Source organism: Bacillus sp. MYb56 (genome assembly GCF_002976445.1).
Lineage (GTDB): Bacteria > Bacillota > Bacilli > Bacillales > Bacillaceae_G > Bacillus_A > Bacillus_A mycoides.
In genome coordinates, this window is sequence record NZ_PCOH01000003.1 from 367,734 (window position 1) to 385,462 (window position 17,729).

The 17,729-nt window shown below is 35.2% G+C and carries 24 protein-coding genes, 1 pseudogene and 1 other annotated feature; of the genes and pseudogenes, 10 read left to right on the forward strand and 15 right to left on the reverse strand.

The genetic code is table 11. From position 1 onward, the window contains the following. Positions 1–24: 24 nt before the first annotated feature. From ilvN to CQ058_RS32700, 4 genes are all read right to left on the reverse strand, one after another. Positions 25–534, reverse strand: a complete 510-nt coding sequence (gene ilvN / locus CQ058_RS06705) for an acetolactate synthase small subunit (protein ID WP_002193239.1) — start codon at positions 532–534, stop codon at positions 25–27. After that, on the reverse strand, positions 531–2,231 hold the full coding sequence (gene ilvB / locus CQ058_RS06710; RefSeq protein ID WP_002168823.1) for an acetolactate synthase large subunit: 1,701 nt from the start codon (positions 2,229–2,231) through the stop codon (positions 531–533). The genes ilvN and ilvB overlap by 4 nt, the downstream gene beginning before the upstream one ends. Before the next feature lie 72 nt (positions 2,232–2,303). Beyond that, positions 2,304–2,532, reverse strand: a binding site (T-box leader). Positions 2,533–2,547: 15 nt separating this feature from the next. Then, positions 2,548–3,444, reverse strand: a complete 897-nt coding sequence (ilvE, locus tag CQ058_RS06715; protein WP_002011723.1) for a branched-chain-amino-acid transaminase — start codon at positions 3,442–3,444, stop codon at positions 2,548–2,550. Positions 3,445–3,585: 141 nt separating this feature from the next. Further along, positions 3,586–3,801 (reverse strand): hypothetical protein, encoded by a 216-nt coding sequence (locus CQ058_RS32700; RefSeq protein WP_078184166.1) that lies wholly within the window; start codon positions 3,799–3,801, stop codon positions 3,586–3,588. Positions 3,802–3,860: 59 nt separating this feature from the next. Between CQ058_RS32700 and CQ058_RS06725 the strand changes: the two genes are divergently transcribed. Together CQ058_RS06725 and CQ058_RS06730 are read left to right on the forward strand one after the other, a co-directional pair. Next, positions 3,861–4,100 carry a DUF3911 family protein gene (locus CQ058_RS06725; protein ID WP_002011724.1) on the forward strand — a complete coding sequence of 80 codons (240 nt, stop codon included), beginning with the start codon at positions 3,861–3,863 and terminating at the stop codon, positions 4,098–4,100. Positions 4,101–4,186: 86 nt separating this feature from the next. After that, on the forward strand, positions 4,187–4,426 hold the full coding sequence (locus CQ058_RS06730; protein WP_002011725.1) for a YkuS family protein: 240 nt from the start codon (positions 4,187–4,189) through the stop codon (positions 4,424–4,426). A 428-nt stretch (positions 4,427–4,854) separates the two neighbouring features. On the opposite strand, the gene CQ058_RS06740 is transcribed toward CQ058_RS06730, so the two are convergent. Continuing rightward, positions 4,855–4,944 carry a hypothetical protein gene (locus tag CQ058_RS06740; protein ID WP_000608225.1) on the reverse strand — a complete coding sequence of 30 codons (90 nt, stop codon included), beginning with the start codon at positions 4,942–4,944 and terminating at the stop codon, positions 4,855–4,857. Positions 4,945–5,052: 108 nt separating this feature from the next. After that, positions 5,053–5,460, reverse strand: coding sequence for a GerW family sporulation protein (gene ytfJ / locus CQ058_RS06745; protein WP_002030645.1), 408 nt, complete (start codon positions 5,458–5,460; stop codon positions 5,053–5,055). A 307-nt stretch (positions 5,461–5,767) separates the two neighbouring features. Between ytfJ and CQ058_RS06750 the strand changes: the two genes are divergently transcribed. Then, on the forward strand, positions 5,768–6,142 hold the full coding sequence (locus CQ058_RS06750) for a hypothetical protein (RefSeq protein WP_002011728.1): 375 nt from the start codon (positions 5,768–5,770) through the stop codon (positions 6,140–6,142). 34 nt (positions 6,143–6,176) lie between these two features. Here the strand turns inward: CQ058_RS06750 and CQ058_RS06755 are convergent, their stop codons facing one another. Continuing rightward, positions 6,177–7,520, reverse strand: a complete 1,344-nt coding sequence (locus tag CQ058_RS06755) for a TrkH family potassium uptake protein (RefSeq protein WP_002140965.1) — start codon at positions 7,518–7,520, stop codon at positions 6,177–6,179. A gap of 766 nt (positions 7,521–8,286) precedes the next feature. Here CQ058_RS06755 and CQ058_RS06760 point away from each other — a divergent pair. Beyond that, positions 8,287–9,525 (forward strand): dicarboxylate/amino acid:cation symporter, encoded by a 1,239-nt coding sequence (locus CQ058_RS06760; RefSeq protein WP_033733090.1) that lies wholly within the window; start codon positions 8,287–8,289, stop codon positions 9,523–9,525. Positions 9,526–9,547: 22 nt separating this feature from the next. Here the strand turns inward: CQ058_RS06760 and CQ058_RS06765 are convergent, their stop codons facing one another. Both CQ058_RS06765 and CQ058_RS06770 read right to left on the reverse strand, forming a co-directional pair. Further along, positions 9,548–9,703 carry a hypothetical protein gene (locus CQ058_RS06765; RefSeq protein WP_002011733.1) on the reverse strand — a complete coding sequence of 52 codons (156 nt, stop codon included), beginning with the start codon at positions 9,701–9,703 and terminating at the stop codon, positions 9,548–9,550. A 153-nt stretch (positions 9,704–9,856) separates the two neighbouring features. Next, entirely contained in the window at positions 9,857–10,276 is a 420-nt protein-coding gene (locus CQ058_RS06770) for a MarR family winged helix-turn-helix transcriptional regulator (RefSeq protein ID WP_002064429.1), read from the reverse strand. 162 nt (positions 10,277–10,438) lie between these two features. Between CQ058_RS06770 and CQ058_RS06775 the strand changes: the two genes are divergently transcribed. Both CQ058_RS06775 and CQ058_RS06780 read left to right on the forward strand, forming a co-directional pair. Further along, positions 10,439–10,870, forward strand: coding sequence for a regulatory YrvL family protein (locus tag CQ058_RS06775; RefSeq protein ID WP_002193242.1), 432 nt, complete (start codon positions 10,439–10,441; stop codon positions 10,868–10,870). 33 nt (positions 10,871–10,903) lie between these two features. Further along, the gene (locus CQ058_RS06780; protein WP_078175613.1) at positions 10,904–11,491 is read left to right on the forward strand and encodes a thioredoxin family protein; all 588 of its coding nucleotides are present in this window, start codon (positions 10,904–10,906) and stop codon (positions 11,489–11,491) included. A gap of 31 nt (positions 11,492–11,522) precedes the next feature. On the opposite strand, the gene uppP is transcribed toward CQ058_RS06780, so the two are convergent. Further along, positions 11,523–12,314, reverse strand: a complete 792-nt coding sequence (gene uppP / locus CQ058_RS06785) for a bacitracin resistance undecaprenyl-diphosphatase (RefSeq protein WP_002011643.1) — start codon at positions 12,312–12,314, stop codon at positions 11,523–11,525. Between the two features lie 182 nt (positions 12,315–12,496). Here uppP and CQ058_RS06790 point away from each other — a divergent pair, with 182 nt between their 5' ends. From CQ058_RS06790 to CQ058_RS31735, 3 genes are all read left to right on the forward strand, one after another. Next, entirely contained in the window at positions 12,497–13,855 is a 1,359-nt protein-coding gene (locus CQ058_RS06790; protein ID WP_002193243.1) for an MATE family efflux transporter, read from the forward strand. Between the two features lie 76 nt (positions 13,856–13,931). Beyond that, positions 13,932–14,105 carry a hypothetical protein gene (locus tag CQ058_RS06800; RefSeq protein WP_002193244.1) on the forward strand — a complete coding sequence of 58 codons (174 nt, stop codon included), beginning with the start codon at positions 13,932–13,934 and terminating at the stop codon, positions 14,103–14,105. Between the two features lie 18 nt (positions 14,106–14,123). Beyond that, positions 14,124–14,273: a hypothetical protein gene (locus tag CQ058_RS31735; protein WP_000743737.1), complete on the forward strand. Its 150-nt coding sequence runs from the start codon at positions 14,124–14,126 to the stop codon at positions 14,271–14,273. Positions 14,274–14,298: 25 nt separating this feature from the next. On the opposite strand, the pseudogene CQ058_RS06810 reads toward CQ058_RS31735, so the two are convergent. Beyond that, positions 14,299–14,803: pseudogene (locus CQ058_RS06810) on the reverse strand (biotin transporter BioY). 100 nt (positions 14,804–14,903) lie between these two features. Between CQ058_RS06810 and CQ058_RS06815 the strand changes: the two are divergent. Next, positions 14,904–15,812, forward strand: a complete 909-nt coding sequence (locus CQ058_RS06815; protein WP_002193247.1) for an aminoglycoside phosphotransferase family protein — start codon at positions 14,904–14,906, stop codon at positions 15,810–15,812. Here the strand turns inward: CQ058_RS06815 and CQ058_RS31740 are convergent. The 4 genes from CQ058_RS31740 to CQ058_RS31745 form a co-directional block, all read right to left on the reverse strand. Beyond that, positions 15,809–15,970: a hypothetical protein gene (locus tag CQ058_RS31740; RefSeq protein WP_002126244.1), complete on the reverse strand. Its 162-nt coding sequence runs from the start codon at positions 15,968–15,970 to the stop codon at positions 15,809–15,811. The two genes, CQ058_RS06815 and CQ058_RS31740, sit on opposite strands and share 4 nt — an antisense overlap. A gap of 96 nt (positions 15,971–16,066) precedes the next feature. Next, entirely contained in the window at positions 16,067–16,840 is a 774-nt protein-coding gene (locus CQ058_RS06825; protein WP_002193249.1) for a hypothetical protein, read from the reverse strand. A 24-nt stretch (positions 16,841–16,864) separates the two neighbouring features. Next, complete coding sequence (locus tag CQ058_RS06830; protein ID WP_002086759.1) at positions 16,865–17,311, reverse strand: flavodoxin; 447 nt, start codon at positions 17,309–17,311, stop codon at positions 16,865–16,867. After that, the gene (locus tag CQ058_RS31745) at positions 17,304–17,468 is read right to left on the reverse strand and encodes a hypothetical protein (RefSeq protein ID WP_002011628.1); all 165 of its coding nucleotides are present in this window, start codon (positions 17,466–17,468) and stop codon (positions 17,304–17,306) included. The genes CQ058_RS06830 and CQ058_RS31745 overlap by 8 nt, the downstream gene beginning before the upstream one ends. Positions 17,469–17,729 lie beyond the last annotated feature (261 nt).

Sequence of the window (17,729 nt, forward strand, 5' to 3'; positions counted from 1 at the left end):
CATTTCCCCCTATTTTTTAAATAATTATTGAATTAACATAACTTGTTTATCTTGTTTTTTCATACTACGTGTAAATGCTGTTACACCTGTTCTAGCAATTTCTTTCAAACCATATGGACGAAGTAATTCAATTAACGCTTCTACTTTCTCCTGGGTACCTGTTACTTGCACCACTATGGAATCCTTCCCAACGTCTATTACAGCGGCTCGGAACGGTTCAATTAAACTATATAATTCTGCTCTTGCTACAGACGTTGCTACTTTAATAAGTGCAAGTTCTCTAGCGATCATCGCTTCTTCTGTAATATCTGATACTTTCAGTACATCAATTTGCTTATGAAGTTGTTTAATTAACTGCTCAACTTGCTGTTCATTTTCAACGTGTACAACAATCGTCATTCTCGAAATATCCGATGATTCCGTATGACCTACTGAAATACTTTCAATATTAAAATGTCTACGTGTCATAACACCTGTAATTCGAGTTAACACACCGCTTTGATTTCGAACTGTCGCTGTTACAATTCTCTTCACCTTTTCTCCACTCCCTCCATTTGATGAACGCCTTTTCCTGGGGCAACCATCGGCATTACCTTTTCGGATTGAAGTACGCGGCAATCAATTACAACAGGCTCTCTTAACTCAATTGCATACTGTAATTGTTGCTTTGCAAGAAGTGGGTCTTCAATACGAACACCTTTTATGCCATAAGCATTGGCAAGCGCAACAAAATCTGGTTGGCATGAAAGTAAGGAGTGCGAATATCGCCCATTATAAAATTCCTCTTGCCATTGTCTTACCATTCCTAAAGCTTCATTATTTAAAATAAACACTTTAACTGGTAAAGAATGCTCTTTTAATACACTTAGTTCTTGCAGGGTCATTTGAAATCCCGCATCACCAACAATTGCAATAACTAGTTCTTCAGGCTTTGCGATTTGTGCACCTATTGCTGCTGGAAATCCGAAGCCCATTGTTCCTAAGCCTCCAGAAGTTACCCATTTATCTGGATTTTTCAGCGGATAATATTGAGCTGCCCACATTTGATGTTGCCCAACATCTGTCGTTACAATCGCTTCCCCTTTCGTAATTTCGTATAGCATATCAATTGCATATTGAGGCTTAATACATTCCGAATGCTCTTTGTAAGAAAGAGGGTATTTTTCTTTTCTACTATTCAATAATGAGAGCCAATCATTGTGATTTACTTCCCCTTCCTTAAAGTTGAGTAGAGCTTCTAATGCTTGCTTCGCACTCGCAACAATTGGAATTTCAGTCGGCACATTTTTTCCGATTTCTGCTGGATCAATATCTATATGTGCGACAATCGCTTCTTTAGCAAAATAAGCTAAATTTCCAGTAAGACGATCGTCAAATCTTGCTCCTATATTTATAAGTAGATCACATTCATATAACGCCATATTAGCCGTGTAAGAACCGTGCATTCCTCCCATCCCAAGAAATAATTTATCATCTGGCGGAAAACCACCAAGACCAAGTAAAGTATGAACAACAGGAATTTCATATTTACGAGCAAAGCTTGTTAATTCTTTCGATGCCTTCGCATGCAATACACCTGCTCCAGCTAAAATTAACGGTTTTTTTGAAGTCGCAATCGCTTGTAATAATTTGTTTATTTGTAGTAGATTCGGTTCGTAATTAGGCTGGTATCCTGGTAAATCCATTTGAACATCACTACATCGCTCACCTTTCTCTACTACCATATCTTTCGGAAGGTCAATTACGACTGGGCCTGGTCTTCCTGTTCTAGCGATATGAAATGCTTCTTTAATAATTCGGGGTAAATCCGATGCTTTTCGTACTTGATAATTATGTTTTGTCACCGGCATCGTAAGCCCCATAATATCAGCTTCTTGGAAAGCATCACTCCCGATTAACGTTGTTGCTACTTGCCCTGTAAATACAACAAGTGGCAATGAATCAATCATCGCGTCAGCTAGACCAGTAATAACATTTGTAGCACCCGGTCCACTTGTTGCAATTACCACTCCTGGATTTCCTGTAATTCTTGCATATCCTTCAGCAGCATGAATTGCACCTTGCTCATGCCTCGTTAAAATATGCGGAATTTCACAATCATAAAGCGCATCATATAGAGGTAAAACCGCACCACCTGGATAACCAAAAATCACCTCTACTCCTTCCTTTTCTAGCGCTTCTAACAATAGCTGTGCACCAGTTGCCAGTTTCTCTTCCGTTTTTGAAGACATTTTTCTTATAAGCCCCCTTTTTTAAACATTTATAAAATAAAAAAATCCTACGTCCACACTCCAGCTATGTGCTGAAGGGACGAAAGATTTCGCGGTACCACCCTTCTTCGCAAGATTACTCTTGCCTCAGTGACTCGGGATATGAGTCTAGCTAATAACGGAGCTACCGTCTAAGCCTAAACAAACGTTTCAGCTTAGCACTCAAGGGTGATGTTCGTCGACGTGAACCATCGGTTTCCAGCAACCACCGACTCTCTGTGAGGCTTCACAGTCAACTACTCCTCCCTATCAACGCTTTATCATGTCATAAGAGCTATTATCCAACTTTATTTTCTTCGTAAATTTTCTCTCCATCTTCTACAACTAATTTACGGAATTCTTCTAATAAACGATTCGTATGTGGCCCTGTTCTACCTAAACCAATCGTTCTTCCATCTACTGTCGTAACAGCAATTACTTCAGCAGCTGTTCCTGTTAAAAACACTTCATCAGCTACATATACATCATGCCTTGTAAATAATTCTTCTCTTACGTCATATCCAAGTTTTTCGCCGATTTCTAAAATCGCGTTTCGTGTAATACCTTCTAACGCTCCAGCAGAACTTGGTGGTGTAATTAATTTATTTCCCTTCACAATAAATACATTATCTCCAGAGCCTTCAGCTACATATCCTTGGTCATTTAACATAAGTGCTTCTTGTACTCCAGCTAATTTCGCCTCAATGCGAACTAAAATATTATTTAAGTAATTTAAAGATTTTACTTGAGGCGATAAAACATCCGGGCGATTGCGACGCGTTGCAACTGTTATAATCGGAATCCCTTTTTCATAATATTCTTGTGGAAATAAAGATAATTGCTCTGCAATTACTACTACATTTGGTTTCGTACAAGAATCGGGATCTAATCCCAAGTTCCCAGGTCCTCTTGATACAACGAGGCGGATATATCCATTAGATAGTTTGTTTTGTCGAATCGTTTCAACAACGATTTTCGTTGCTTCTTCTAACGTATATGGAATTTCTAACATGATGGATTTCGCTGATTCATATAACCGGACAAGATGCTCTCTCAAACGGAAAACATTACCGCTATATACCCTAATTCCTTCGAACACTCCATCGCCATATAAATAGCCATGATCATATACTGAAACCTTTGCTTCGTCTTTTGGAACAAATTCTCCATTTAAGAAAATCCACTGCTCGTTCACTTGAAAGCGCCCCCTATGTTCTATGAGTTTTTTATTGTTTCCTAGTCTACTCTCCTTTTCAAATAAATCAAGTGAATTTTTAGAAAATTTTTAATTTTTAATCGTACGTACATCTTTGTTCATATTGATTTAATAACATTGTTAACGTTTACAAAAAGTCAAAAAATTTTTTTCGTCAAATTCTACTAAAAAAAATATTTGTTTAAAAGAAGGGTTTTCGCCAATTGATACGAATCTATTGTATTCAATAAACGGACGTCCGATTTTATAAATCCGGGAATATACAACGACTTTTGGTGAAAAAGGGGGAAAATAACAAAAATAACGCTGTCTAAAAATAACATTCATATTTTTCATTTAGTAATCATAATCCTATTTTTAAAAAACAATTTGTCAAATTGAAGGAGGAAATAACAATGGCGTGTGTACAAATTAAAGGAACGAGACAAGAGGTAGTAGAAATGCTACAACTATTTGATCTAATGGATACGAAAGGATTTTGTAAATTCGATAATTACGTTGAAGTAGAACCAAATAGTAGGAAACATAACAACTACACAGCTTCAATCGATATTCAGTCTAATAACAGTTCAGCACAAGATACATTAAATGATCAATTCGTTAGTCAAATGCTTACTGGTGTATATAACGACTAAACAAATATTCTCTTCCTACCATCTTTTCATAAATATATGCTATGGACTTGAGCATACTAGCAACTAGATGGTAGGAGGTGAAAATTATGGCTAGAATTGGTGTTGAGAACTCTTTAACAGATGTTCAACAAGCTCTTCAGCAACAAGGACATGAAGTCGTTTCACTTAACTCTGAAAATGATGCACATGGGTGTGATTGTTGCGTTGTAACCGGGCAAGATTCTAATATGATGGGCATTGCAGATACATCGATAAAAGGATCTGTAATTAAAGCACATGGTTTAACAACAGATGAAATTTGTCAGCAAGTTGAAAACCGCACTTAATCATTTTTATCACATTATTTGTGAGCTAACATGTAAAGGGAATGGAATGGTCCCACTGATTATAGTTTCAATTTATTTATAGAAAGAGGGCTCCTTTTCAAAAGGAGCCCTCTTTTTTATATTCACCTAACGGGAAAGTAACATATACTGGATGAAAGCCCTACCTCTCTCTCATCATTACGGTTCCACTGACCGCTCCTTGATTCACTAGTATACATATAAAGCTTACATATACAATTTATAGGGTTTGTTCACAAAAGTTGTTGGTAAGACTACCCGATCTTTCGCAAACTTTTCGTATTATATTCATAAGATTTATTTACTTTACACTAGCTTTAACCGAGACACGAATTAAAATTTTAACACCAATACAATAACTTGTCAACATTTTTTACAAATTAAAAACAGACATTAACGGTTTGTCTGTTTTAGAATGGAGCTTTTTCTTTTATTACATATACAACAAAACCGCTTACTAACATACATAAGCCAACTACTAAGTTTTTGATATTAATCATAAATTCCTCTCCCTTATTCCACACATCATATATATTTACAGTTCAATTATTCCGATCGTCATAAAGCGCACTTTTTCTAATATATCATAATTCCTAAAAAATGCAAGTTCACTTTTGGCGACCATTCACAAATTTATCCACAGTGCTTGGCACAGTATTTAACGCTTTTTCAATTAAATGTGTACTACTATTGAGATGCAACACTTGCACACCGTTAGAACCAACTACTAAAAAAGCAACTGGGCTAATAGAAACCCCAGCCCCGCTTCCGCCTCCGAATGGATGACTTTGCTTGTTCTCTTTATGCTGCCCTTGTCCGCCGTTATGTTTTTCGGAAATAAAATCACCTTTAAAGTCACTTCCACCAGCTCCAAAACCAAAAGCCACTTGAGATACTGTTAATACTACATTTCCGTCAGCTGTTGAAACCGGACTTCCAACAATCGTATTTACATCTACCATCTCTTTTAAATTTGTCATTGCTGTTTTCATTAAATTTTCAATTGGATGTTCCATTATGTACTACACCCTTTCCTCATTATTCTTTTTTATACTTTCCAAAATAGAGGAAGTCATACTAAGTTTTCCTATTTTGAAAAAACATTTTCCACTTTCCAATTGGATATTACTCCCTGTACAAGTTCGGATAAAGTGAAACTTTAATCAGTGGAGGTTTTGTTCATCCCCCACTGATTATTAGCCCACACCAATCGGGCGTTTACGAGCCGCAGGGCTCCAGCCAAATTTTGAGGTGGGAGTCTCACTGCTCGCAAATAGCGGGATAAAAACAGTAAAGAGAAACATACTACTATTGAACCTTGTTATGAAAGGAGTCCTTACTTTGACTGAGAAATTTGATGAATATAAAAAAAGAGATCGAATAGATAGTGATTATAAAGAAGAATACGCAGCTGAAGTTGCACCACAGCGTATCGATTATGATGATAAAGATAACGATGATGTAAGATCGTCTGCAGCTGGATCGACTGCTGGTTTCATTGCTCTTGCCTTAGCAATATTATCATTATTCACATTCCCAACACTATTTGGTCTTGTGTCTGTTCTACTTGGTATTTACGCTTATAATCGCGGGGCTACTGTAACTGGCGGTACCGCTGCCATTGTGGGTGGTATCGCTGCACTCATTGCGATTTTATTCCGAGTGGCGCTTATTGGTTTATTGTTCTCTCTTTTTTAAAAAGAAAAAGGTATCTCGCTTTATGCGGGATACCTTATCCTGTAAATACATCTTCTGATGGATATTTAATTTTTTGTTTTGCTGGTCGTGCCAAAGAGAACACAAGTGTTAACGGTCCGATTAATCCACAAAACATAACAAACATAATAATACATTTTCCAAACGCCGATAGCTTCGCAGTAATCCCCATTGTTAACCCTACTGTACCAAACGCTGAAATTGTCTCAAATAATAACTGAATAAAACTGAAGTCTTCTGTAAGCATTAATACAAATACCGCTGTAAAAATAAGTATTTGACTAGCAACGACAATTGCTAACGCTCTCGTTACTGTCGACATTTTAATCGTACGCTGAAATAAAACAAAATCCTCTTTCTTTCTAAAGAAAGAAAGAACTGATGTAATTAAAATAACGAATGTCGTTAACTTAATTCCACCGCCTGTCGATACACTTCCCGCACCAATAAACATTAATACCATTGTAAATAGTATCGATGACTCTTCCATCCCCCCATAATCTACCGTGTTAAAACCAGCTGTACGAGGTGTAATTCCTTGGAAGAACGAAGCCCATAATTTTTCATTTAAAGATAAGTGCCCCAAAGTCTTCACATTATTATATTCCAATACAAAAATCACAATCATCGCAATAACATTAAGTGCTATCGTTCCAACAATCATGATTTTGGAGTGCAGTGATAATTTTCGGAAACTACGGCTATACCATATATCAATTAATACCGTAAACCCTAACCCTCCTATTACAATTAAAGAACAAATCCCAATATTAATAATAGGATCTCCTACATATCTTGTTAAATTATCTGGCCAAAGCGCAAAGCCGGCATTATTATATGACGCAATAACGTGAAAAATACTATAGTATAAACCTTTTCCAAAACCAAACTCTGGAATAAAGCGAATCGATAAAAAGATAACTCCAATTAGCTCAATACAAATAGAAAAAATAAAAACACGTTTTACTAATTTCACAAGACCACCAATATTTGTTTGATTAAATGCTTCTCCAATTAATAATCGGTGGCGTAAACCAATTTTTTTCCCTAATACCCAAACAATTAAAATGGCTATCGTCATAAGACCGAGACCACCCGTTTGAATTAAAAACATAATAACAATTTCACCAAACATCGTAAACGTACTCGCAGTATCTACAACACCTAAACCGGTTACAGTCGCTGCCGACGTAGCTGTAAAGAAAGCATCTACCCAACTAATATGTACTTTCGTTGCAAACGGTAACTTTAATAACAACCCTCCGACCACAATTAAACAAAAAAAGCCTAATGCTAAAATTTGTGGTGGATTCAATCGTATAAAACGATTATACAACCCTTGTTTTTTTGCTACTTCCATATCACTAACTCCCTTTATCAAGTGAAGCTTTTATCCCCTCATAAATAAAGACTTTTTAAGAGCCTACAAGTAGCGGGATAAACCTTATATTCTCATAATATAGTTGAGCATAATCCTTTTTTTCATAGATTTCAACTTTTATTTATATTCAGACTCCTATCGTTTTACAAAAGAATATTTTCTATTATATCTCCACTTATAACTCTTACAATAACTATTTTATCCCTTTTCAAATTCCCATATCTTTCACTCCAAGTTCACACGAGGGTCACATCTACCTTTTATAGTATATGTATCGGAGCTGTTCCTCCCTAATTTATAAGACATTCCCCAGTGTCTTGAACAGCTTTCCATCCCTAATTAAATTGACATAAATTGTCCCCTTCCTTTGACCATCCTATATGTGATGGTCTTATTTTTTTATTCTTTCTATCTTTTATTTGAAACTCCCTCTCTCTTTCACTCCATGTTCACACGAGGATCACATCCACCTTTTATAGTATATGTATCGAAGCTGTTCCTCCCTAATTTATAAGACATTCCCCAGTGTCTTTGAATAGCTTCCATCCCTAATTAAATTGATATAAATTGTCCCCTTCCCTAGGCCATCATGTGATGGTCTATTTTTTTCCAAATACATAAATGTATTCTTTCCACATATTTCAGCAAAACTGGACTATATACATTGAAACAGACAGTTTTATACTAAATATTCAGAAGATATTGTCAAAATAGGTATTTTTTCGGTATAATTAATTTAGAAAGCATTTTTACAAAAACAAAGGCAATCTTAATTGCATTATTTCTCGGTCTAGTTGTCGGACTCACTTTAAATTTAGCTGCTCCATCTATTTTTGAGCCATTGAATCAATATGCGTTCAATCCACTTGGTCAACTGTTTATTCGACTTATTAAAATGCTAGTTGTTCCTGTTGTGTTCATTTCTATCGTACTTGGGGCTGCTGGTCTTGGAGATCCGAAACAACTTGGAAGAATTGGTTTAAAATCAATTTCATTCTTTCTCGTAACAACAGCTGTCGCTATCTCTATTGCAGTTACATTTGCACTTATCATAAAACCAGGAGCTGGCGGTAACTTTAAAACAGACGGGCTTACGTATGAAGGTGCAAAAACTGAAACATCTTTCGTTGATACATTGCTGAATATTGTGCCAGATAATCCAGCAAAAGCGATGGCTGATGGGAACATGCTACAAATTATTGCCTTTGCCGCATTGATCGGACTCGGTTTAGCTGTTTTAGGAAAACGAGTTCAAGGTGTCCATTCATTACTTGAACAGGGCAACGAATTAATAATGTATCTTGTTAATCTCGTCATGAAATTAGCTCCAATCGGAACATTCGGGTTGCTCGCTTCGTCCGTTGGTAAAATGGGTCTTGCAGGCGTCGCTGCGATGTTCAAGTATATGATTGTCGTTATGTTGGTACTCATTATTCACGGTGTCTTCGTATACGTCGGCTTATTAAAGGTACTAGCCAAAGAAAGTATTATTCGTTCCTTTAAACATTTCGGTCCGGTAATGGCAATTGGGTTTAGTACATCTAGCTCTAATGCGTCCCTTCCATTTGCCATGAAAACCGCCCAAGAAAAACTTGGAGTTCCAAAAGCGATAAGCTCTTTTGTACAACCACTAGGTGCAACGATTAATATGGATGGTACTGCTATTATGCAAGGGGTAGCAACTGTATTTATCGCTCAAGTATACGGCGTTGAACTTACATTACCACAATTAGCTATGGTCGTATTAACTGCTGTACTAGCTAGTATCGGTACTGCAGGTGTACCAGGTGTTGGACTAGTAATGCTTACGATGGTTTTAAATCAAGTAAATCTACCAGTAGAAGGCATTGCTTTAATTATCGGTATTGACCGCATTCTAGATATGTCTAGAACTGCTGTCAATATTTCCGGTGATGCAATTTGTGCAATGATTGTTGCAAAATCAGAAGAAAAATATAATACGGATCAATCTGCAGCATCTTAAATCAAAAAAGGAGTGAAATCGTTCACTCCTTTTTTGATTTACTTCCTTTTTTCGAACGATATTCTTTTCCTTTATTATCATTTCCCGTTTCAAATTCAGTACTAAACTCCTGCTGGAATTGCCCTGATTTTGGTGAACCTTGATTTCCACTTCCTTGACTACCATTACGATTCGTCATATTTCTCCCTCCTTCCTTTATTAGTAGTATGGCGCTCTATCTTTTTTCATACACATTTTATTTTTTATCATCTATTACACACAGAAGAAGACCTTCCATATATGAGGAAGGTCTTCTTTTTAATTAGGTAAGCGTTTTCTTATTTGTAATTATTTAAATAAGTTTTTTAGAAATAGATATCATTATATCCATTTCATCTTCTGAAAGTGCGGAAAATCTTTCTTGTAAATATTTCTTTTTCTCACCTTCCATTTTCGCAACTAACTCTTTCCCTTGTTCTGTAATCTCTAAATATACAACTCGGCGATCTGATGTAGAACGTGAACGAGTTACAAAGCCTTTATTAATTAATTTTTCTGTAACAGCTGTAATATGACTATTCGACACATTTAACTCATTAGCTACACGTGAGACCATTTCTTTATTCGTACGGTTCAATATTCTAAGGACAATGAACTCATTCCACGGTATGTAACCACCAAATATTTTTCCAATATCATTACGCAACGTGCGAAACATTGCAAAAACATTTGTCGATAGTTCTTCCATTAATTGTTCTCGATTTTGAGACAACTTTGACAGCCCCTTTTATTTAATTTAGTTAAATAAAAACCTTATTAATAATTTTACACGAAATCTTACTTTTTGTCACCTTATTTCCCTATAATTCGTAGTTTTTCAATAGATATTTCATGGTACAATGAAATTGATTTTCCAGAAAAAGGAGTTGGGGCAATGAGTGAAGAAGACAAACTTTCTAATCTCAGTCTAAAAGATAAGACTATTATTATTAGTGTTGTTATTCTTATTCTCATTATATTCTTTGCATTTATATTTTTTGTATATGTAGGAATCTTTCATATTACAGGTATAGAATATTCATCAAGAACAGCTCTACTACTCTTTTTTTTACTCATTCTTTTATTAGACGGTATTACATATTTTATATTCATTTTCTTTAAAGTGCTCCTACATCCAATGATGACAAGTATGCCCAATTGGCTCTCAATTGCTCTGCTCTCTATAATTGAAATTACGTTAGATTGGTTTGTCATACATACCGCCGATGACTGGATAGAGAGTGTACAAATGCCCAACATAGCTGAATTATGTGTCGCACTATTCCTTTACACACTAAATAAATTATTTAGTGATAAGAAAGAGTAAGAATACAAGCTTTTCTATATAAAAATTGGTACAATAAAAATAAATCATACTAAAGAGGTGTTACTTATGAACTTACTACAATGGGCTGATAAAGGCATGTCCTTTGATACATATGTGAATGAAATGAAAGTAAACCAATACGAGCTATTACACATTTACAATAACTTTTTAATTCCAAATGAATTACTTCCAGTTTTAGAAGAACGTCAAAATGATGGCTGGCGCGTTATCGTATTAACAGCTGACTGGTGCGGCGACGCTCTTTTATGTGTACCTGTTATGAAACGAATTTCTGAAGTTGCAAATATTGATATGCGTTTATTAATTCGCGATGAAAACTTAGAGTTAATGGATCAATACTTAACAAACGGAACAGCACGTGCGATTCCAATCTTTATTTTCATTGATAAAGACGGAAATGAACAAGCCGTCTTTGGACCACGCGCTCCAAAAGTACAAGAATTAGTAACTTCAATGCGCGCTACATTACCTGAAAAAGAGGATCCAACATTCGAAGAGAAACAAAAAGAAATGTATGCTAATTTCCGTGCTACATTAGCTGATGATACTTCTCTTTGGGAACATGTAATGGAAAGCATGATTGAGAAAGTAGTAAAATAAAAAAACCTGCCGATTTCGGCAGGTTTTTTTATTACATAATGAAGAAATAGAATACCGCAGCTAAAATGAAACGATAGTAAGCGAACGGTGTTAGTTTTACACGAGCTAATAATTTTAAGAATGAAACGATTGCAAGCAACGCAACAACGAATGCTGTAATAAATCCAGTTGCAAATAACGTTATATCAGCCGAGCTTAATATATCCCAGCTTTTAATTAAATCTAAGCCACTTGCAGCTACCATCATTGGTACCGCTAAAATGAACGTATATTCAGCTGCCGCTGTATGCGAAACGCGAGCTAATAAACCACCACTTATTGTTGATCCAGAACGAGAAAATCCTGGCCAAAGTGCTAAACATTGGAACATTCCAATTGTAAATGCTTGCTTATATGTAATTTCATCTAACGTTCTTGCTGTACTTGGTTTTGAAAACTTCTCAGCAACAATCATTAAAATACCACCAACTACTAAGCTAATAACAACCGGTCCTGGACCGAATAAAACTTCTTTAATTGTACTATGGAATAATACACCAAGAATTCCGGCAGGGATCATCCCGATAATAATATGTAATAAATTTAACGATGGCCCATCTGTTACTTTCCCTATTCCAACCAATGACCATAAACGCTTCCAAAATATAACAACAACTGCTAAAATCGATCCCAACTGAATAACAACTTCGAAAACTTTCGCTCTATCGTCTTCAAATCCAATTAAGTGTCCTGTTAAAATCATATGTCCTGTTGATGATACTGGTAGAAACTCTGTTAAACCTTCAACAGCACCCATGATTAATCCAATTAACCAATCAGCCACAATTAGTGCCTCCTTAATAACGCATATGTAATTTTTTCACACCTTATCATAATACCTTATCCCTTTTCAAAGTGCATCCTTTTTTTATTGATTTCATTTGTTGTATACGCTTATTTCTTTTCTATTTTTTGATTAAATTGTATGATAATAAGAGTTTGTTTTTTACGTTGAAAGGGGATTTTATGAAAGAAACTAATTCATTCTCACAAAAGTTAAAGCAATTTTTATTACTCTTTTTCCCGATTTTTGTAACGCAAATGTCATTATTTGCGATGAGCTTTTTTGATACGACAATGTCAGGACATGCGAGTCCTATTGATTTAGCGGGTGTTGCTATCGGAACAAGTATATGGCTTCCCGTTAGTACCGGCTTAACAGGAATTTTAATGGCTACTACTCCTATTGTTGCACAGCTCGTTGGATCAAAGAAAAAGGAGGACGTTCCCCACATTGTCATACAAGCAGTATATTTAGCAATTTGTGCTAGTTTCGTTGTTATCCTTATCGGATTCTTCGCTGTTTCACCTATTTTAAATGGCATGCAATTAGAAGAACCCGTGGAACGTATTGCAGCACAATTTTTAATTATTATCGCGATTGGAATTATCCCTTTATTTACTTACACCGTTTTACGTGGATTTATTGATGCATTAGGAAAAACTCGAACAACGATGATTATTACATTACTATCATTACCAATTAATGTAGTATTAAATTACTTATTAATTTTTGGTCACTTTGGCTTTCCAAAACTCGGTGGTGTCGGTGCGGCAATCGCTTCTGCAGCAACCTATTGGTGTATTTTAATTATTACGGTTATTATTATTCGTACGAAAGAGCCTTTCGCTTCTTTCAATATCTTTAAACAGTTATACCGCCCTTCCTTTACAATCTGGAAGGAATTCCTGAAACTTGGCGTCCCTATCGGATTTGCTATCTTTTTTGAGACGAGTATTTTCGCTGCGGTAACACTTATGATGAGTAATTTTAGTACGACAACAATAGCAGCACATCAAGCAGCTATGAACTTTGCTTCCTTGTTATATATGACTCCTTTAAGTTTAGCAATGGCAATGACGATAGCCGTTGGATTTGAAGTTGGAGCAAAACGATACAATAATGCGAAACAATATGGATTTATCGGAATCGGATTAGCCCTTGCTTTCGCTCTTTTATATTCAATCCTTCTCTATTTCTTTGATGATGAAATTGCTTCTATTTATACGACAAATGCAAATGTCCATCATTTAGCAAAAGAATTTCTTGTATTCGCGATTTTATTTCAAATTTCAGATGCGATTGCAACTCCAGTACAAGGAGCTCTTCGTGGTTATAAAGACGTAAATGTTGCCTTAATTATGACATTAATCGCTTATTGGGTAATAGGTCTACCTCTTGGCTACATATTAGCAACTTATACTGACTGGGCAGCGAAAGGGTATTGGATTGGTCTTATTATCGGTCTAGCATTTGGAGCAATCTTCCTGCTTATCCGTCTCTTTCAAGTACAAAGAAAATATACAACGCAAAGCAGCCGCTAATGATATAGCGGCTGTTTTCTTCATGCATATTTTTTCTTGTAACGTGTAACATAATGAAAAAGAAAGGTGGATACATATGGACGAAAAACAAAAGAAACAATCATTCGATGAAGAATTCGCCCCTGAAATTTCACCTGGATATCGGCAAGATGTACATAAGCCACCTAAATATAAAAACACTTCTTTTTTAATGGGCATTACCATTTTCGCAGCTGTATTACTCGCGCTCATCATTTTCGTCTATTTTTAAGGAAGGGTGGTCTATTATATGAAGAAACAAGATTCAAATCGTTCAAAAAGAACTGTTAAAACAGAAAAAGGATATGCAGGAGATTCTGTTCATACACTGAAACAAGTTGAGCAAGGAAATTTATACATTGCTCAAAAAGAACTTGGTCAACAAAATGAAAATCTTTAAAGTCCCTCTGCTTCTAGAGGGTTTTTTATTGTACATATTGTTTTTGTTCTAACACCATGAATAAATTATTAACCTTTACAATTTTCATGTCATAATTTAATTTCACTTCTCTTGCCATTTTCAATACCAGTAACGTACGCTACAGCATGATAGCGAAAACTCTCATCTGTCTCTTCACGTATCTCTTCGTTTGTAAATTTATACTCTAAATCCCGAAAACGGTTTGGGTAATAATTTTCTATTAACTGTTCATACCCTCTATTTACAAATATTTCTTCACCTTTTCGTTTCACATCTTCTTTATTATTAAACTCAAACACTGATAGTTGCGCTGTCACAAAGTGTTCTCCTATCATTTTCATTTCTTTATCAGTTAAAGTTTCTATACTTTTGTTCTTTAATTCCTTATTTAACTCGTAGCGATCTATCGGTTTAAAGGTGGCAAAAACCTCCTCTTTATATGGCCAAAACAATCCAAAAGCGATACATAGAGAAATGATTAATATTCTTTTCTTCGTAATGCACCCCACCCTCCTCCATTAATGATAGTGATATTTTAACATATAGAAAGAAAATTCTGATATTATAAAGTAGAATAACCTACCTTTAACTTAGAAACGAGGAACAATTATGGACTCTTACAAACAATATATAAAAGAAGCTCTACCAGATCTTTCTATACATTCATATATACAAAATGAAGAAGGGTGGGATAATATAACGGTTATTATAAATGACGAACTACTATTTCGTTTCCCACGAAAACTTGAATATGCAAACCGAATTCCGTTAGAAAAAGAACTGTGCACAATTCTTTCTCATTTATTACAAGAAATCGAGATTCCTAAGTATCATTTATTGTATAAGAATAATTGTAATACCGTTCCATTTTGCAGCTATTATCCTCTCATTCTTGGTGAACCGTTAACAACCGAAATAGTTGCAAAGCTAGAGAAAAAAGAACTTGAAGTAATTATTACACAATTAGCCACTTTCCTTGCGACTTTACATAGTATTCCTTTAAAACGTGTTGAAACGCTAGGATTCCCTATCGAAAAAACACTTATCTACTGGAAAGAGCTACAAACAAAATTAAATCAATATCTTACTAACAATCTTACTTCATTACAGAAATCAGCCTTAAATCGTTTATTCGAAAATTTCTTTACCAATATAGCTAAATCTACCTTTCAAAATACAATCATTCATGCTGACTTTACACATCATCACATTTTATTTAATACGCAGAACAAAACCATTTCAGGTGTTATCGATTTTGGAGATGCTCAAATTGGCGATCCCGCTTTTGATTTTGCTGGGCTATATTATGATTTCGGTCATGAGTTTACTACATCTGTATATGAACAATACAGTGCACTTATTTCTCACCGCGATCCATTACTCATTCACCGCATCACTACCTTTTATCAATACAGCCCTTTACTACATAACCTTATTTATAACATTGAAACAAACAACGAAATAACATTAAAGAAGAATGAAGAACAGCTTAAAGCAATACTACAGGGACGAGATTAAATTCTCTCCCTATACTCTCTCTCCTCATACATCATTAACTTTTTATCCATTTCAACAATAACTTTATACAATTGAAATGCCTGTAAAATTTGCAGTTGAATTCCAAAAGGAGCATTCTGTTCTTTTAACCATTGAAATACTGCCGTTTCATCTTTCATTGATTATTCCTCCCTTTATTAATCTGCTACAAATATACCGTAAATGATGAAAAGCTTTTCATGTCAATAACAAAAAAGGATGCAAATTTGCATCCTTTAATGTACTATATTTTTCTTCTGCTTCGCTTCTCTCTTTACTTCTTCCCTTTGGCATTCACTACGAAACGCACAACTCATACACTCAGAACGAAAATGACGCTCTGTATAGTGCTCAGGTTGCTGCAACATTTCTTTCATTCTAAATAAATCATCCATTCCAGTTATAATATCTTCCTGCTTTGGAATGTACTCATACTTAGTTCCTTCTATTAAATTAATAACTTCAATTTTCCCTGGAAGAATACCGAAAGCTTTATAACTGAATACTGTCATTAGCTTCTGACAAAGAGCAAGCATTTCCTCATCCGCATCAACAACATACTTTTTAATTACAAACGATTCAGCACTCCACTCACCAACTTCAAATGTCAATGACATGTGGACACCTAACTCTTCCATATATGTTTGAAACTTCTCATATAAAAATAACGGCGGTGCCTGACTATCATCCCTTTCAACAAACTGTAATAAGTGATCAGTTAGCTTCGCTAAAACAATATAGTACTCCGCCTTTGAAGCAAACATATTAATCCTTACTTTTTTCCAATACTTTTCTATTAATATTAAAAGTACAATTTTCGTTTGTTGGCCCGCAGGTAGCGTGTAATATTCATTAATAATTTGATTCACAATCATTTGCGCTATTTGTTGCCATTCAAATGAAGAAGGTTCTCTTCTTTTTATATGACGGAAATAAAATTTATGCGGACAACGCATAAAATCATACAAATGGTAATCTGTCATCGTTTTGATTGAGATTTTCTCATGCAATTGCTCTTCATCTCCCTTCTGCCATTAAGAAAGGTGTTTTACGAATTCAGCTCCAAACTGTAAACATTTTTCTACATCTTCATCTTCTGGCGTTAATTCTACTTTCAATCCTTCTAACACAACTGCTGCCCCGCGCTCCTGCAGCTTTTCTATTAAAATATCAACCGCTACCCCGTATTTCGGATAAGCCGAATCACAAGAACCGAATGCCGCTGCTTTTTTACCAGTTAAGTTAATAGAATCCATTGCATCATAAAAATCTAAAAAATCATCAGGAAGATCACCATCTCCCCAAGTATAAGCACCTAAAATAATCCCGTCATATTGCTCTAATATAGAAGCTTCTGGTGTATCCATAATATCAATTACTTCAATCTCATTTTCTGTTTCACGAATCGCACCCGCAATATGGTCAGCCATTTCCTCTGTATTTCCACTCATACTTGCAAAAATCATTACTAACTTACTCAACTGAACCTCTCCTTTTACCTTGTATCTCTTTTTCTGTTTGAAGTGTACTCTTCTCATCTACATATTCAGAACGAATTACATTTCGTTGCCATTCAATATGCTTATCAACATCTTTATTTTTTAATCCCCTTCGTAAAAGGTGAAATGTTTTTCTCATTAAGGTTCCTCATCTGTTTAATTGATAATAATTATCATTTTCAATTATACCATTAGATTAATTGAAATTGATTATCAAAGTCAATAACTATTTTTTAAAAAATAGTTAAAATGTACAAGCTTGTCCGTTAGCTATTCATATACTATAAATGAGCATAGTTCTTTCTCAGCCCTCTCTGACGGAAGAAATAAAAGCAACTGCAATAGTGAACTGTACCCCGAATCATGGACACTTAAAAAAAGCCCCATGATTCGGGGTTTT

Coding starts and splice junctions, on each gene's coding strand:
- CQ058_RS06740 (WP_000608225.1), bottom strand. CDS start 4,944: ATGATTAATATCAAAAACTTAGTAGTTGGCTTATGTATGTTAGTAAGC.
- CQ058_RS06775 (WP_002193242.1), top strand. CDS start 10,439: ATGAGTGAAGAAGACAAACTTTCTAATCTCAGTCTAAAAGATAAGACT.
- CQ058_RS31745 (WP_002011628.1), bottom strand. CDS start 17,468: ATGAGAAAAACATTTCACCTTTTACGAAGGGGATTAAAAAATAAAGAT.
- CQ058_RS06765 (WP_002011733.1), bottom strand. CDS start 9,703: ATGACGAATCGTAATGGTAGTCAAGGAAGTGGAAATCAAGGTTCACCA.
- CQ058_RS06815 (WP_002193247.1), top strand. CDS start 14,904: ATGGACTCTTACAAACAATATATAAAAGAAGCTCTACCAGATCTTTCT.
- CQ058_RS31740 (WP_002126244.1), bottom strand. CDS start 15,970: ATGAAAGATGAAACGGCAGTATTTCAATGGTTAAAAGAACAGAATGCT.
- CQ058_RS06755 (WP_002140965.1), bottom strand. CDS start 7,520: ATGGAAGTAGCAAAAAAACAAGGGTTGTATAATCGTTTTATACGATTG.
- CQ058_RS06800 (WP_002193244.1), top strand. CDS start 13,932: ATGGACGAAAAACAAAAGAAACAATCATTCGATGAAGAATTCGCCCCT.
- CQ058_RS32700 (WP_078184166.1), bottom strand. CDS start 3,801: ATGAAAAATATGAATGTTATTTTTAGACAGCGTTATTTTTGTTATTTT.
- CQ058_RS06725 (WP_002011724.1), top strand. CDS start 3,861: ATGGCGTGTGTACAAATTAAAGGAACGAGACAAGAGGTAGTAGAAATG.
- CQ058_RS06750 (WP_002011728.1), top strand. CDS start 5,768: ATGAAAGGAGTCCTTACTTTGACTGAGAAATTTGATGAATATAAAAAA.
- CQ058_RS06730 (WP_002011725.1), top strand. CDS start 4,187: ATGGCTAGAATTGGTGTTGAGAACTCTTTAACAGATGTTCAACAAGCT.
- CQ058_RS31735 (WP_000743737.1), top strand. CDS start 14,124: ATGAAGAAACAAGATTCAAATCGTTCAAAAAGAACTGTTAAAACAGAA.
- CQ058_RS06790 (WP_002193243.1), top strand. CDS start 12,497: ATGAAAGAAACTAATTCATTCTCACAAAAGTTAAAGCAATTTTTATTA.
- ytfJ (WP_002030645.1), bottom strand. CDS start 5,460: ATGGAACATCCAATTGAAAATTTAATGAAAACAGCAATGACAAATTTA.
- ilvB (WP_002168823.1), bottom strand. CDS start 2,231: ATGTCTTCAAAAACGGAAGAGAAACTGGCAACTGGTGCACAGCTATTG.